Source organism: Stackebrandtia soli (assembly GCF_965137155.1).
GTDB classification, from domain to species: Bacteria; Actinomycetota; Actinomycetes; order Mycobacteriales; family Micromonosporaceae; genus Stackebrandtia; species Stackebrandtia soli.
Genome location: NZ_CBCRZX010000004.1, coordinates 139,097 through 153,638, shown reverse-complemented (window position 1 = coordinate 153,638; position 14,542 = coordinate 139,097). Strand labels below are relative to the sequence as shown.

The window sequence follows — 14,542 nt, the reverse complement described above, 5'->3', positions numbered from 1 at the left end:
CCATGACCGGTACCGCCACGCCAACGACCGTCGAGGCGGCACTCGACTGGCAGGAACGGATGCGTCATCGCGTTCGCGTCACCGAGGAACGCGTCGAGCCGCTTCACGTCACGGGCGTCGACGTCGCCTATGACGATGACGCCGGTGAGGCGGTCGCGGCGGCCGTCACCGTCGAGCTGGCGACACTGCGCCCGGTCGAACGGGTAACCCGTCGCGTCGCCGTCGACTTTCCCTACCTGCCGGGTCTGCTGGCCTTCCGAGAGAGCCCTCCGCTGCTCGCCGCCGTCCGCGCGCTGTCCCGGCCTCCCGAACTGATCGTCTGCGACGGACACGGGCTCGCCCACCCGCGCAGGTTCGGTCTCGCCTGCCACATCGGCGTCACCCTGGACGTTCCGACGATCGGCGTGGCGAAGAACCCTCCGATGTTCGACGTCGACCAGCCCGGCCCCGATCGCGGCGACTGGACGCCGTTGGAAACGGACGGCGAGGTCCTCGGCCGTGGCCTGCGGACCCAGCGCAACGTCAAACCCGTCTATGTCTCGATCGGCCATGCCGTGGGTCTGGACGAGGCCACCGATCTCGTGTTGCGCCTGTCACCTCGATATCGGCAGCCCGAGACGACTCGACTCGCCGACCAACTGTGTCGACGCGCACTGGCCGATACGCGCGGGTAACCTCGCGCGGCGGCCTCGCACCCGCTGGCTAGAGTGATTCCATGTCAGAGCCGCAATCTCCGAGCGACATCATGCGAACCGTATGCATGCCCTGTGCCGGAAGCGGCGACCTCGACCGGCACGTCGGTCGCCTGCGTGACGGCAAGATCATCACCGGTATCGTCCTGGACGAATGCTGGTTCTGCAAGGGAGACGGCTGGATCCGTTTCGCCCGCAGAGTGGTCTGACTCCCGCTCTCCAGCCGGGCCCACGCGTTCGCCGCTCAGACCCCGAGTTCCGCCTGACGCAGTCGATCCGCGCCGGCGCCCGTCACCTCGACGTCGGCCTGATCCTGACGGCCGAAACAGAAAAGCAGCACCTCGCTCGGTCGTCCCGTCACCGTCGCCGCGATCGGAATCCGGCCGTGGGTCCGCTGCCCGAAACCGGGGCACACGAGCTTGACCGTCATGTTGGCCTTGCGGATGAGCATTCGCGCCATCGACAGTCGCGACCACAGCGCCGCCTCCGTCGAACGCTCCAGCGGGCGGGGGCTCCAATCGGGCCGCGCGCGCCGCACGTCCTCGTGGTGAACGAAGAACTCCGAGGCGTTCAGCGCCTCGTCGATCGCGGGCACCCCGGACGGACTCCACGACGGCGGAGCCTCGAGCAGGCCCAAGAGCCTGTCGTAATCCATCCGCAGATACCGCCCCCGTGATCGTTCCGCCAGATCGGCCAGACCAGGAACGAGAATCCCCACCGATGACAGCGGCCGACGCTCTCGCGCCACCAGATGCGCCGCCAGGTCCCGCGTCGTCCACCGGCCACAGAGCGTCGGCGCGTTCGGGCCGACCCTTTTCATGAGGTGGACGAGCTCCGTGCGTTCGGTCGCCGCCAGTCGTGTCATGCCCTCGATTATCGCAGGACGAGACGATGTCACACCCCGTACGTATGCTGGGGTCGCGCGTCGCGCGCCAGTCCTAACGCCCGTCCGAGCTGTGACGGTGGTCCCTTTCAGAGGCACTCGATCGCGCACTAGCAGGAAGCTTGACAGCGCTGGTCATGTAAGGACCAAAAGGGCCTTGCGGTATTGACAATCGCGCGTCACGATTATCCAGGCGAGCGGTGGTTGCTGCCCAGACGACGCGGGAGGTTGAGTGGACGACACAACACAAGACAAGGGAATCGTCGGACGGGGAATACGGGTCCTCGCCATGTCGGTCCGCCGGGAACCCGGCATCTTCGCCCTCGCCACCGGCGGCGCGATCCTGCACTCCGGCATGACCCTCGCCGGGGCCTTCATCTCGGGCGCGATCGTGGAACGCGTCGTCGCCCCGTCGATCGCCGACCGTGAGCCGGCCCTCGGTGCCTTGGGCATCGCCGCCGTCGTGCTGATCCTGCTGAGTCTCCTCAAGATCTCCGGAATGTTGGCCCGTCGCCTCGGCGCCGGAGCCATGCAGTTCCGACTCCAAGCCACTCACCGTCGCCTCGTCACCCGCCGCTACATGAAGCTGCCCGTCGCCTGGCACCAACGGCACCAGACCGGCTCGCTGCTGTCCAATGCGAACGCGGACGTCGAAGCCAGCTTCGCGCCGATCGCCCCGCTGCCGTTCTCGGTCGGCACTCTCGTCATGCTCGTCATCGCCGTCATCGCGATGCTCGCCACCGACTGGGCGCTCGCGCTCATCGGTCTTTCGGTCTTCCCCGCACTGTTCGTCCTCAACATCGTCTACGCCCGTCGCATGTCCCCGCGCATGATGCGGGTCCAGCACCTGCGCGCGGAGGTCTCGGCCGTCGGACACGAGAGCTTCGACGGCGCGCTCGTCGTCAAGACGATGGGCCGCGAGGCCGAGGAGACGATCCGGTTCAACGACACCGCGGATCAACTGCGCGACTCGCTCATCCGCGTCGGCCGCCTGCGCGGCCTGTTCGATCCGGTCATGACGGCCCTGCCCGACCTCGGCACGCTCGCCGTCATCATCGTCGGCGCGTGGCGCCTCTCCAACGGCGCCATCGGAATGCAGGAGATCGTCTCGATCACGTTCCTGTTCTCGGTGCTCGCGTTCCCGATCCGCGCGATCGCGTGGGTCTTGGCCGACCTGCCCCGCGCGGTCGTGGGCTGGGAACGCGTCAACAACGTCCTGACGGCCACGGGCGACATGCGGTACGGCAGCGAAGAGCTGCCCGACACCGGCCCCGCGCGACTCGACTTCGACAACGTCAACTTCTCCTATGAGGACGGTACCGAGGTACTGCACGACGTCACGTTCTCCATCGAACCCGGCAAGACCGTCGCGCTCGTCGGGCCCACCGGGTCCGGCAAGTCCACGATCGCGTCGCTCACGACCCGCCTCGTCGACCCGGACTCGGGATTGATCCGTCTCGACGGCTCCGACATCAAGACCCTGACTCACGAGAGCCTGGCCGCGACGACCGCGCTCGTTCCCCAGCTGGCGTTCGTCTTCGACGACACCGTTCGCGACAACATCAGCCTGGGCCGCCCGATCGGCCCCGACACCGACGCGGCCGTCTGGGAGGCGCTGCGCATCGCCCAGGCCGACGGCTTCGTCGCCAAGGTCGAGAACGGTCTCGACACCGAGGTCGGCGAGCGGGGCACCACCCTGTCCGGCGGCCAGCGCCAACGCCTGTCGCTGGCGCGCGGTCTCGCGGGCCAACCGAGGCTCTTGATCATGGACGACGCGACGAGCGCCGTCGACCCGAAGATCGAGTCCGCGATCTTGAAGGGGCTCAAGGAGAGCGGGCACCCCGCGTCCGTCCTCGTCGTCGCGTACCGGCGGGCGACGATCTCGCTCGCCGACGAGGTCATCTACCTCGAACGCGGCCGAGTGGTCGCGCGCGGCACCCATGATCGGCTGCTGGCCGAGGTACCCGGGTACGCCGCACTCGTCACCGCCTACGAGCGGGCGGAGGCGGAGCGCGCGGCCGAGGGAGAGTTCGACGACGGATTGCCGGCCGATGACGCCAGCTCGCACGATTCGGAGGTGTCCGCGTGAGCGAATCCACTGTGACTGAAGAACGCCCCGAGGGACCGTGGGCGACGCTCAAGCGCGGCCTGGCCCTGTCCCCGGAGCTGCGCAGCGGGCTGATCGGGACGATCGCGCTGGCGATCGTCGCCACGATCAGCCGAGGCGTCGTGCCGGTCGCCGTCCAGCAGGGCATCGACAACGGTCTGCTCGCCGAGGGCGGGCCAGACTTCGGTGTCGTGTTCACCGTCGTCACGGCGGGCGTGGTCGTCATCGCGGTCGCGGTCGTCGCGGGTTACATGATGAACCTGCGCCTGTTCACGAGTTCGGAGACGGCGCTCGCGTCACTGCGGACGCGGACGTTCCGACACATTCACGACCTGTCGATGCTGCACCAGCAGAGCGAGCGCCGTGGCGCGTTGACGGCGCGGGTGACCACCGACATCGATCAGATCAGCCAGTTCCTCCAGTTCGGAGGAATCTACTTGATCGTGTCGGCCGGGCAGATCGTGATGGCCACCGTCATCATGTTCGTCTACTCCTGGCAGCTGGCACTCGTGGTCTGGGTGTCGGTGCTGCCGATCCTGTGGCTGGTGCGGATCCTGCAGCGGTCCCTGGCCGTCGCGTACGCCGTGGTGCGAGCGAAGGTCGGCGTCATGCTCGGCGCGATCGCGGAGACGGTCGTCGGCGCTTCGGTGATCCGCGCCTACGGCGTGGGCGACCGCACGTCCGAGCGCATCGACAAGTCCATCGAGGATTTCCGCAGCGCGCAGTACAAGGCGTTGTCTCGCAGCGTGTTGAGCACCGCCACCGGTGAGGGCACCAGCGGCGTCGCGCTGCTGGCGGTGGTCGTCGCGGGCGTGTTCCTCGGCGCGAGCGGCCAGCTGAGCATCGGTGAGTTGACGGCGTTCCTCTTCCTGGTCACGTTGTTCGTGCAGCCGGTCATGATGGCGACGGAGATCCTCAACGAGGCGCAGAACGCGATCTCCGGTTGGCGTCGCGTTCTTGACATTTTGGACACCGATCCCGACGTGGTGGACCCGGGCGACACGGGAACGCGCCTGCCGCGCGGCCCGATCTCGGTCCGGTTCGACAAGGTGGCGTTCAACTACCCTGATGGGCCGACGGTTCTGGCCGACATCGACGTCGGGATCGACGCGCGGCGGAAGGTCGCGATCGTCGGTGAGACGGGAAGCGGCAAGACCACCTTCGCGAAGTTGCTGACTCGACTGATGGACCCGGCGTCCGGCTCCGTGTTGTTGTCGGGCGTTCCGATTCGGGACATCAGCTTCGCGTCGCTGCGTCGGCGCGTCGTCATGGTGCCGCAGGAGGGCTTCCTGTTCGACGCGACGGTCGCCGCGAACGTCCGCTTCGCCAATCCGGGGCTGACGGACGCCGAGATGTACGTGGCGTTCTCAGAGCTCGGGCTCGCGGACTGGGTGGACGCTCTGCCGCAGGGGCTCAACACCCCGGTCGGTGAACGCGGAGAGGCGTTGAGCGTCGGTGAGCGGCAGCTCGTCGCGTTGACGCGCGCCTACGTGACGGACCCGGATCTGCTCGTCCTGGACGAGGCCACGTCGGCTGTCGATCCGGGGACGGAGGTGCGGCTCGCAGGCGCCTTGGACGCGGTGACTCGCGGCCGGACGACGATCGTGATCGCGCACCGCCTTTCGACGGCCGAGGCGGCCGACGAGGTGCTCGTGTTCGACGCCGGTCGGATCGTCCAGCGCGGATCGCATCGCGAGCTCGTGGAGCAGGTCGGTTCGGTGTACGACGGTCTGCACCAGTCCTGGGTGCAGCAGACGCGGTCGGTGTGATCGTTCGGTGTCGGCCGCGCGGCCGACACCGATTACCAGAGGCTGTCCCGTTACCCGGCAGATCGGCTGCGGCGGCGCCGGAACGCCATCGGCCACGTTGTCGAAGCACCTGCATACGGCACCCGTATGCAGGAACTTCTCCGCCCTGCCGAGTGACGTCCTGACCCGTGCCTCGCTCGACCTGAGGTAACGGGACAACCTCTAGGGCCGTTGTTCCGGCAACGCGTCGGCGAAACGCGAAGCCACCCTGGCCACGGCGGCGCGAAGTTCTGTCCCGCCGGTGACCCGGAATGCGAACGGCACGTTGGGGAGCCATTCCTGTGCGTACATCGTCGGGTTACTGGTGCTGCCCACGAGCACGCAACCGTGCGGTGCCGGTTCGAGACGTCCCATGGGAGGTCGAATCCACGGTGCGACCTCGGCCAGCGGGGCATCGAACTCCACCCGGGTCGGATAGTCCCAGCCCATGCCCAGATTGTCCTCGAGGGCCGTCCACGGGTCGAGGTCGTCGGGCGGCTCGAACTCGGACTCGGTCTGCTGGAGAGCGCGGATTCGGTCGATCCGATAGGTGCGGATCGCGTCGGCGCGATGGGAGCGGCACAACAGGTACCACCTCCCGTAGCGGACGACGACGGCCCACGGGTCCACTTCGGTCTCCCACTCGTTGCCGGATTCGCTTCGATACCCGATCGATACGACACGCTGAGCCGCCGCAGCGGCGACGAGCGCGCTGGTGATGGCGGGATCGGGACGGGCCGAGCGGTAGTCGGGGGCGGTCGACGCGTGCTCTCGCAGCGCCGCGGCTTGCTGTCGGACCCGATCGGGCAGAGCCTGGACGACCTTGTCCAAGGCGGAACCGACGAGGTCGGTGCCATCGGTGGCCGCGGGCTGGCTGTCGAGCACCGCCATGACCAGACCGAGTGCCTCGGTCTCGGTGAACGTGACCGGCGGCAGCTTCATGCCGCGCCCGAGCCGGTAACCGCCGTGGGGCCCCCGAGTTGACGCGACGGGGATGCCCGCTTCGCGGAGGATCCCGACGTAGCGCCGCGCGGCCCGCTCCGTGACTCCCAGCTTTTCGGCCAGTTCTCCGGCCGTCGCGCCGGGGCGCGACTGCAGGAACTCGAGCGTGCGCAGCGCTCGCGCGGTGGGGCTGAGATCGATCGGCATTCGAAGATATTAGGTGGACATTTCATAATCCGGAAGCCGATTGTCCGGAACCGGTTCTAGGTTGATTCCCATGCCCGAGTTGCACCAGGAACCCGGGTTCTAGAGGTCGTACGAGATCTGACCACACTGGACAAGGAGAAGTGATCATGGATATCGTGCTCATCGCCGGCATGTGGCTTGACGGGTCCGCATGGGACGACGTAGTTCCCGCGCTGGAGAAGCTCGGGCACCGTCCGGTGCCGGTCACGTTGCCGGGGCAGGGCGACGGCGCCACGTCCGCCACGTTCGACGATCAGGTGGCGGCGGTGCTGGCCGCGGTGGATTCCGCGTCCGGGAAACCGATGGTGGTGGGGCATTCCGCCGCCTGTGCCCTGGCCTGGATCGCCGCTGACAGGCGGCCGGAGCAGGTGGCCTCCGTCGCGTTGATCGGTGGTTTCCCGTCCGGAGACGGGAAGACCTATTTCGGTTTCTTCGAACCGGTGGACGGGGTCGTGCCCTTCCCTGGTTGGGAGCCGTTCGAAGGTCCGGACTCGGCCGACCTGGACGACGAGGCCAAGCGACGCTTCGTCGCGAGGGCGATCGCCGTTCCCGAGGCCGTGACCAAGGGCATTGTGCGGCTGTCCGACGAGCGACGTCACGACGTCCCAGTGCTGGCGGTATGCCCCGAGTTCACGCCCGCCGACGTTCGTGAATGGATCGCCGACGGGGATGTGCCCGAGCTCGCTAATGCCAGGCACCTAGATCTCGTCGACATCGACTCGGGACACTGGCCCATGTTCACGAAGCCGACCGAACTCGCCCGGCTGCTCGCCGAAGCCGCCGACAAGCTCTGACGTCACACGGCTGGAGGTTGTCCCGTTATCGCAAGACCTGAGGTATCGAGACAACCTCTAGAAGACCGGCGTCGGGTCGGGGAGTTGGGTGAGGCTGCGCTGGCGGCGCAGGATCGCGTGCACCCGGGGGGAAGTGCAGCGGCGGGCGACCAGTTCGGTGTCGACGACCTCGGTGCGAGCGGCGTCGATGTCACCTTGGGCGACAAGCGATCGGGCCAGTCTGAGCCGGGTCAACGCGATGTCCCGCAGGTGGTGGCTCGACAGATCGGTCAGCGCCGCGCGGAAGCGCCGCGCGGCCTCGGATCCGTGCCGTTCCGGGTCGGCTCCCGCCAGGACCAGGTGCAGGTGAGCTTTTCCGACGAGCGTGTGCCGAAGGAAGGTGTTGTCGGTGAGGATCGGCGGGCTCACGAGCGGTTCGTCGAGCCCGGCCACGATCTTGTCGAAGGAGTCGAGCGCGGTGAGTGTGGCGTCGACGTCACCGGCGGCGGCGTGGGCCTGTGCCGTGGCGGCGTGCCCCCAGGCCTCGATGTCGGAGTCGTCGCCGGTGGTGGGGATGGCCGAGGCCATCGCGAGCCCACCGGCGGGGTCCCCCATGGTCGAGTAGACGATGGATTGCCGGGCTTGGATCTCTGCGGCGAGCGTGAGCTGCTGACCCGCGATCGCCCAGCGGCGCGCGCAGTCGTGCCAGAACAGCGATCCGCCGCGATCGCACGAGTCGAAGCGGATCCAACCGGCGAGCCGCGCGAATCGGGCCGCGAGCGAGAGCAGGTTGAGCGACAGGTCGTCGGGTTCGCCGATGTGCATCCCGATGAGGTCCTGCGACTGTCGTTCGACGGCGTCGCTGATCTGTTGTCCGCCCATCGACCGGTCGATCTCGGTGTACGACTCGAGGAGCCGGTACAGGGTCGTCGTGGTGTGCGGGTTGGCGCGGACGCGGACGGCGTGGTCGGAACCGTCGCCGCGCTGCGGCGGGGCGTGCGCGCTCGGTGACGGCCACGCGACCGGCATCGGCATCGCCAATTGCTTGCTGTGGGCGCGTTCGCCTTCGATGAGGTTGAGCAGACCCATCAGTTCGCCGCCCGTGTCGAGGAGGTCGTCGCAGCGCTTCGCGAACTCGGGGTTGGCGTGTCGCCGGGAGCTCTCCAACTTCGAGATGTAGGAGCCGTCGACGTCGAGGTCGCGCGCGAGCTCGGCTTGGGTCAGCCCTCGGCTGCGGCGCCAGTACTTCAGGCGGTTGCCGAAATGGGCAGCCATCGCCTCGTGGCCGCTACGGAGATCAGGCGTCGACATGGCTGTATACCTCAAGGGGGCGGGGGTTGAGGGGCAGTCAACCAGCGTCGTCGCTGATCGTGACGGCAATCATAATTCAACGAATGTCGTCCGGCGAAGTGACACAGGCCATTCGGCGTAGGTATGTCCAAATGGCGTTATTTCGATGAACGACCGGTCGAATCCGTTGCCCGCGGACGGGAGGTCCAATCGCCGGTTCGGGATCGGGCTGTCGCAGAATGGGCGGCGATGACAGTACTGATCACGACCGCGGACGACGATCGCATCGCCGACTATCGATCGCTGACTGACCTGGCGTTGCGGACCCGGTTCGAGCCGCCGAACGGCTTGTTCATCGCGGAGGGCGAGTTGGTCGTCCGGAGGGCGCTTCGCTCCGGATACCGGCTGCGGTCGGTGCTGGTCGACGCCAAACGGGTCGACCAGGTGGCCGACATCGAGGGTGCCACGGTCTACGCGGCCACTCCCGACGTGCTGGAGGCGATCACGGGTTTCCACGTTCACCGTGGCGTTCTCGCGTCGTTCCACCGCAAGGATCCGGTGCCCGTCGAGAGCGTGCTGTCCGAGGCACGGCGGGTGCTGATCCTGGAGGACGTCAACAACCACACCAACATCGGCGCGGTGTTCCGTGGCGCCGCCGGGCTCGGGATGGATGCGGTGTTGTTGTCGCCGACGTGCGCCGACCCGTTGTACCGGCGGGCCGTGCGGGTGAGCATGGGGGAGGTCTTCGCCCTTCCCTACGCTTTCCTCGACCCGTGGCCGGATTCGTTGCAACTGTTGCGCGACAACGGCTTTAGTCTGCTCGCCCTGACCCCTGATCCGTCCGCGACGCCGATTCAGGCCCTCGACGCGTCGCTGCGGCGGCGTCCGGCGCTGCTGTTCGGCGCCGAAGGTCCAGGTCTGTCGCGGCACGCCCTCGACGGTTCCGACGCCCGCGTCCGCATACCGATGACGCGGGGCGTCGATTCGCTCAACGTCGCGGCGTCGGCCGCCGTCGCGTGCTGGGAACTGACGCGGACCGACCCGGTCTAGCGAGAGCCCGGGAACTCCGTTTCCGTCGCGTGGGACCAGACGGCGCCTCGCGCGGCGGCGCGATGCCCACGCGCCTTGCCCCAGCCCGCCGGAAGACCTGGCGAACACCGGAATTCGGGCATCCGTCCGCGTCGTGAATGCGTCCGCGTCGAGCGGGACGGATTCCCGCACGTGTTGGCGGCCGTCCCGTTATCCGACAGGTCGGCGTCGGAACGCCATCGGACGTCTCGTCGACCTTGGCGCGGTGCTCGCCGGTTCACCGTCGGGTCGAGACGCGCCCGACCCGCCTAACGCCACCCGAGACGCCTGACCGATCACCCCAACAGGGCCCGGTGCATGGCGGCCAACTCCGCTTCGTCGTCGCTCACCATGCGGGCGGCCAGCCACGCGGCCCCGGCGGCCCCGTCGCTCGCGGCGTGCACGGGGGCTTCGGGAAACGCGACCGCGAGGGCCGACCGGATGCCGTCGGCGATCGGGGTGTCGCCCGCCGCGAGGCTCCCGGCGAGCACGATCGGCGTCGACTCTCCCGGGGCGCGGACGGCGATCATCTTCTGGCACAACAGTTCCACCGCCTCGGCGATGATGAGCTTCGCCGTCGGATCCCCCTGTATCGCGGCGGACGTCACCAATGGAGCGTATTCGGCGAGGCGGATCGGCGCGTCGGCCATGACCCGCCCGATCACCGCCTCCACCGAAGCACCCGACACCGACAACGCGCTGAGGACCGACGCGGTGAGCGGACCCGCCGGCTCATGCCCGTTGATGTGTCGAAGCGTCCGGTTCACGGCCTGACGGCCGAGCCAAAACCCGGAACCGGTGTCGCCGAGCAGCCAGCCGTAACCGTCGTCGCGGGTGCCGCTCAGATCGAAGTCGGTGACCTGCGCCGCGACCGCGCCGGTGCCCGCGATGAGGACCGTCCCGTCTCCGGCCGAGCTTCCCGCGGCGAACGCGACCAGCGGGTCGCCGACCATTCGCACGTCGGCGTCGATGCCGTACGCGCGCCACACGGGATCGAAGATGCGTTCTCCGTCGTGGGCTTGGGCCGAGCGAGCGCCCGCGATTCCCATGACGACACCGGCGACGCTGCTCGCGTCGAGCCCGGCCATCGCCTGGTCCATCGCGTCGCGGACGTTCGCGACGGCGACGTCGCGTCCGCGCGAGATCGGGTTGCCCCCGCCGGCCGCACCGGCTCCGAGACGACGGCCCGAGCGGTCGGCGACGACGATCCGGGTCGACGTTCCGCCGACGTCGAGCCCGACCAGAAGGTCGTTCGGTGAAAACATTTGCCGATCCTAATGTGTGCGGCGGTTTTGTGCAGCGCCTGCACTCGACCGTTTTATGGACGTCATCGGGGTAACGGATCGTGACGAATTGTCTCAAGTCTGAAAAGATTGCCCGCTATCACTTGACGTTCAGGGCCGCAGGCACGAGTTTTACTCATGTCGGGAAACTTCGCGCGAACGTCGCCACCGTGGCGATTAGCGCCAGACGAAACGGGCCTCACGTGACGCAACCTCAGCTTGAGCGCGACACCGCGCGCCGAGCCGACGTGCTCGCGCGTATCGCCGCCCTCGACGGCGAGGTGTCGGACGCGCTCGCACGGGTCGCCGCGACCGTGCTGGCCGACCCCGCCGCCGCCGCTCGATCGACCATCGTGGAACTCGCTGAGCGGAGCGGCACCTCACCGGCGTCGATCACGCGTTTCTGTCGGAGTCTCGGCTTCGACGGCTACGCCGCGCTGCGGGTCGCGATCGCGACCGATTCCGGTCGGGCCCAGGTTGACGGCCGCTGGCAGGTCGACATCGGACGCGAGATCACCCCGGACGACCCGCTCGCGCTCGTGCTCGCGCAGGTCGTGGCCGCCGAGACCGCCGCGATCCGCGACACCGCGCACGGACTCGACCTGTCCGGGCTCGCGCGCGTCGCCGAGTCGATCACCGCCGCGCGCCGGGTCGACCTGTACGGCGTCGGGGGCAGCAGCCTCATCGTCAACTCACTCCATATGGGACTTCATCGCATCGGCGTGCCCGCGTGGGTGTGGCAGGAGATCCACGGCGCCCTCGCGTCCGCCGCGCAGCTCACGGCGCGGGACGTGGCCATCGCCTTCACGCACTCCGGCGGCACGGCCGAGGCGGTGGAGATGCTCGCCGAGGCGGGCAGTCATGGCGCGCTGACGGTCGCGGTCACGAGCTTCACCCGCTCGCCCGTCACCGACGTCGCCGACGTGGTGCTCATGTCGTCGACCCGCGCCGAGTCCTCCTGGTCGGATGTCATGGCGGCACGGCATTCCCAGCTGCTCGTCGCCGACCTGCTGTATCTGGCGGTCGCGCAACGCACCTATCCGACGGCGGTCTCGTCCTTCGCGGCGACCGCGCACGCCGTCGCCGGGCATCGACGTCCTCCCCGTGCCCCGCTCGATCTCTCGATCCCTGTCCCCCGTTCGGGAGTGGTCAACGGAGGGGAACGCGGTACGGGGGCGATTGTCGATGAGTGACTTCGCTGGCTACTGTGAAGCCACTCACGAAAGCAACACGACGAAACAGAAAGGGACAAAACCGCACATGACGATCTCGGCGGACGCATATCTCGCGGCCCTCAAAGGCGTGTTGGACGATGCCGCGTCGACGCAGCGCGACGCGCTCGCCGACGCCGCCGACCGCATCAGTGACAGCCTCGCCGCAGGCGGTGTGCTCCAAGCATTCGGAACCGGTCACTCCGAAGCGCTGTGCATGGAGCTCGCCGGTCGCGCGGGAGGGCTCGTCCCCACCAACCGGATCGCGTTGCGCGACCTCGTGCTTCGGGGCGGAGCCGACCCCGAACTGCTCGGAAGCGACAAACTCGAACGCGACCCGGCGATCGCACGGAACCTGTTCGCGCTCACCGGCGCCGACCCGGCCGACGTCTTCGTCATCGCGTCCCAATCCGGGATCAACGGTTCCATCGTGGAATTCGCCCTCGCGGTCAAGGAGGCCGGTCATGATCTGATCGCCTTCACCTCGACGGAACACTCACTGCGCACCCCGTCTCGACACCCGAGCGGGCGACGCCTCCTCGACATCGCCGATGTCGTCATCGACAACCGCGCGCCGTACGGCGATTCGCTGCTGCCCCTGCCGGGTGGCGACGGATCGGTGTGCGCCGCCTCGTCCATCAGCGCGGCGATGCTCGCGCAGATGCTGGTCGCCGAAGTAGTGCGGCGACGTTTGGCCGTCGGAGACACACCCCCGGTGTACCTCTCCGCGAACGTCCCCGGCGGGGACGAACACAACAACACCCTTGAATCGCGCTACGCCGGTCGTATCCGGCGCGGTGCCTAGCGATTCGCATCCTTGTCAAAGGAGACAACCACAATGACGATCAATCCCGAAACGAGCGACGTCACCCGTCGCCGGGTGCTCCAGGGCACCGCGCTGGGTGTCGCCGCCATCCCCGCCGTGGGTCTGCTGGGCGCCTGCGCGACCAGCGGCTCCGACGAGAGCGGCGAGGACGTCGAGAACAGCGGTGACGCCGAGAACCCGTTCGATGTGGACCCCAGCGCGCCCCTGAGCGTCGTGATCTTCGACGGTGGCTACGGAGACGCGTACGCCACCGAGGGTCATCAGCCGATGTACAAGGCCAAGTTCCCCAAGGCCGAGATCGAGCACATGAAGACCCAGAAGATCGCCGACAAGCTTCAGCCGAAGTTCGCCGAGGGCTCCCCGCCGGACGTCATCGACAACTCCGGTGACAACCGGCTCGCGTTGGAGAAGCTCGTCAAGGACGGCGAACTCGCCGAACTGACGCCGCTGCTCGAAGCCCCGTCGATCGACGACCCGAAGGTCAAGGTCAAGGACACGCTGCGCCCCGGCGTGATCGAGGCCGGCACCTTCAACGGCAAGGTCTACGCCCTCAACTACGCGTACAACGCGTGGGGCATCTGGTACGACTCGGCTCTCTTCAAGGAGAAGAGCTGGACCGTTCCGACGTCGTGGGACGAGATGATGGCCCTGTGCGCCGACATCAAGAAGGACGGCATGGCGCCGTGGACGTACGCCGGTGTGCACCCGCAGTACCTGCTGGACATGGCCGTCACGCTCGCCGCCCGACTCGGTGGACGTCAGGTCTCGGTGGACATCTCCAACCTGAAGGAGGACTCCTGGACCAACGACCACGTCATGGCCGCCGCCGAGGCGATGTACTCCCTCTACGAGAAGGGTTACATCCTCGAAGGCACCCCGGGCATCGACCACATCGACTCCCAGACGGCGTGGAACAAGCACGAGGCCGCGTTCATCCCCTGTGGAGCGTGGATCGCCAACGAGCAGAAGGACAAGACCCCCGAGGGCTTCGAATACGGCTTCCTCGGCGTCCCCGCGCTCGAAGGCAGCACCCAGCCGAACCTCCTCTGGGCGACCGGCGGCGAGCCGTTCATCGTCCCGGAGAAGGCCGCCAACAAGGCCGGCGGCTACGAGTACCTCCGTCTGATGCTGACCCAGGAAGGCGCGCAGGCGTTCGCCGACGCGACCTCCTCCCCGGCCTCGATGAAGGGCGTCACGGTCGACAACCCGGCCGCGAACTCCGTCGGAAGCGCCATCCCCGAGGACTTCAACGACCTCCACGCCCCGCGCATTTTCGAGCTCTACAACCAGCTCAAGGAAGAACTGCGTCCGCACCTCGGCTCCCTCATGAAGGGCTCGCTGAAGCCGGACAAGTTCTGTGACGCCATGCAGAAGGGCGTCGACAAGTACCGCGAGGACGGCAACGAGATCTTCGAGGAGAAGTAACCGGCTCCC

13 protein-coding genes are annotated in these 14,542 nt (G+C 67.9%); 9 read left to right on the top strand and 4 right to left on the bottom strand.

Annotation, left to right across the window (positions count from 1 at the left end):
• Nucleotides 1-2 precede the first annotated feature (2 nt).
• Together ACM9NP_RS04245 and ACM9NP_RS04240 are read left to right on the top strand one after the other, a co-directional pair.
• Nucleotides 3-674: an endonuclease V gene (locus tag ACM9NP_RS04245; RefSeq protein ID WP_415645240.1), complete on the top strand. Its 672-nt coding sequence runs from the start codon at nucleotides 3-5 to the stop codon at nucleotides 672-674.
• Nucleotides 675-715: 41 nt separating this feature from the next.
• A complete protein-coding gene (locus ACM9NP_RS04240; protein WP_415645239.1) occupies nucleotides 716-901 on the top strand; it encodes a hypothetical protein in 186 nt (61 codons plus the stop codon).
• A gap of 35 nt (nucleotides 902-936) precedes the next feature.
• On the opposite strand, the gene ACM9NP_RS04235 is transcribed toward ACM9NP_RS04240, so the two are convergent.
• Nucleotides 937-1,557: a TIGR03085 family metal-binding protein gene (locus ACM9NP_RS04235; protein WP_415645238.1), complete on the bottom strand. Its 621-nt coding sequence runs from the start codon at nucleotides 1,555-1,557 to the stop codon at nucleotides 937-939.
• 307 nt (nucleotides 1,558-1,864) lie between these two features.
• On the opposite strand from ACM9NP_RS04235, the gene ACM9NP_RS04230 reads away from it, so the two are divergent.
• Both ACM9NP_RS04230 and ACM9NP_RS04225 read left to right on the top strand, forming a co-directional pair.
• Complete coding sequence (locus ACM9NP_RS04230) at nucleotides 1,865-3,664, top strand: ABC transporter ATP-binding protein (RefSeq protein WP_415645310.1); 1,800 nt, start codon at nucleotides 1,865-1,867, stop codon at nucleotides 3,662-3,664.
• Nucleotides 3,661-5,451: an ABC transporter ATP-binding protein gene (locus tag ACM9NP_RS04225; protein ID WP_415645237.1), complete on the top strand. Its 1,791-nt coding sequence runs from the start codon at nucleotides 3,661-3,663 to the stop codon at nucleotides 5,449-5,451. Before ACM9NP_RS04230 ends, ACM9NP_RS04225 begins: the two co-directional genes overlap by 4 nt.
• Nucleotides 5,452-5,652: 201 nt before the next feature.
• On the opposite strand, the gene ACM9NP_RS04220 is transcribed toward ACM9NP_RS04225, so the two are convergent.
• Nucleotides 5,653-6,618 (bottom strand): helix-turn-helix transcriptional regulator, encoded by a 966-nt coding sequence (locus tag ACM9NP_RS04220; RefSeq protein WP_415645236.1) that lies wholly within the window; start codon nucleotides 6,616-6,618, stop codon nucleotides 5,653-5,655.
• Between the two features lie 146 nt (nucleotides 6,619-6,764).
• Between ACM9NP_RS04220 and ACM9NP_RS04215 the strand changes: the two genes are divergently transcribed.
• Nucleotides 6,765-7,451 carry an alpha/beta fold hydrolase gene (locus ACM9NP_RS04215; RefSeq protein ID WP_415645235.1) on the top strand — a complete coding sequence of 229 codons (687 nt, stop codon included), beginning with the start codon at nucleotides 6,765-6,767 and terminating at the stop codon, nucleotides 7,449-7,451.
• A 57-nt stretch (nucleotides 7,452-7,508) separates the two neighbouring features.
• Here ACM9NP_RS04215 and ACM9NP_RS04210 read toward each other — a convergent pair whose 3' ends face one another.
• Entirely contained in the window at nucleotides 7,509-8,741 is a 1,233-nt protein-coding gene (locus tag ACM9NP_RS04210) for a helix-turn-helix transcriptional regulator (protein WP_415645234.1), read from the bottom strand.
• A gap of 228 nt (nucleotides 8,742-8,969) precedes the next feature.
• On the opposite strand from ACM9NP_RS04210, the gene ACM9NP_RS04205 reads away from it, so the two are divergent.
• The gene (locus tag ACM9NP_RS04205) at nucleotides 8,970-9,770 is read left to right on the top strand and encodes a TrmH family RNA methyltransferase (RefSeq protein WP_415645233.1); all 801 of its coding nucleotides are present in this window, start codon (nucleotides 8,970-8,972) and stop codon (nucleotides 9,768-9,770) included.
• 314 nt (nucleotides 9,771-10,084) lie between these two features.
• On the opposite strand, the gene ACM9NP_RS04200 is transcribed toward ACM9NP_RS04205, so the two are convergent.
• Complete coding sequence (locus tag ACM9NP_RS04200) at nucleotides 10,085-11,053, bottom strand: N-acetylglucosamine kinase (protein WP_415645232.1); 969 nt, start codon at nucleotides 11,051-11,053, stop codon at nucleotides 10,085-10,087.
• Between the two features lie 221 nt (nucleotides 11,054-11,274).
• Between ACM9NP_RS04200 and ACM9NP_RS04195 the strand changes: the two genes are divergently transcribed.
• The 3 genes from ACM9NP_RS04195 (at nucleotide 11,275) to ngcE (ending at nucleotide 14,533) form a co-directional block, all read left to right on the top strand.
• Nucleotides 11,275-12,264 carry a MurR/RpiR family transcriptional regulator gene (locus tag ACM9NP_RS04195; RefSeq protein WP_415645231.1) on the top strand — a complete coding sequence of 330 codons (990 nt, stop codon included), beginning with the start codon at nucleotides 11,275-11,277 and terminating at the stop codon, nucleotides 12,262-12,264.
• 67 nt (nucleotides 12,265-12,331) lie between these two features.
• Nucleotides 12,332-13,087, top strand: coding sequence for a sugar isomerase domain-containing protein (locus tag ACM9NP_RS04190; RefSeq protein ID WP_415645230.1), 756 nt, complete (start codon nucleotides 12,332-12,334; stop codon nucleotides 13,085-13,087).
• 33 nt (nucleotides 13,088-13,120) lie between these two features.
• A complete protein-coding gene (gene ngcE / locus ACM9NP_RS04185) occupies nucleotides 13,121-14,533 on the top strand; it encodes an N-acetylglucosamine/diacetylchitobiose ABC transporter substrate-binding protein (protein ID WP_415645229.1) in 1,413 nt (470 codons plus the stop codon).
• Nucleotides 14,534-14,542: the final 9 nt, after the last annotated feature.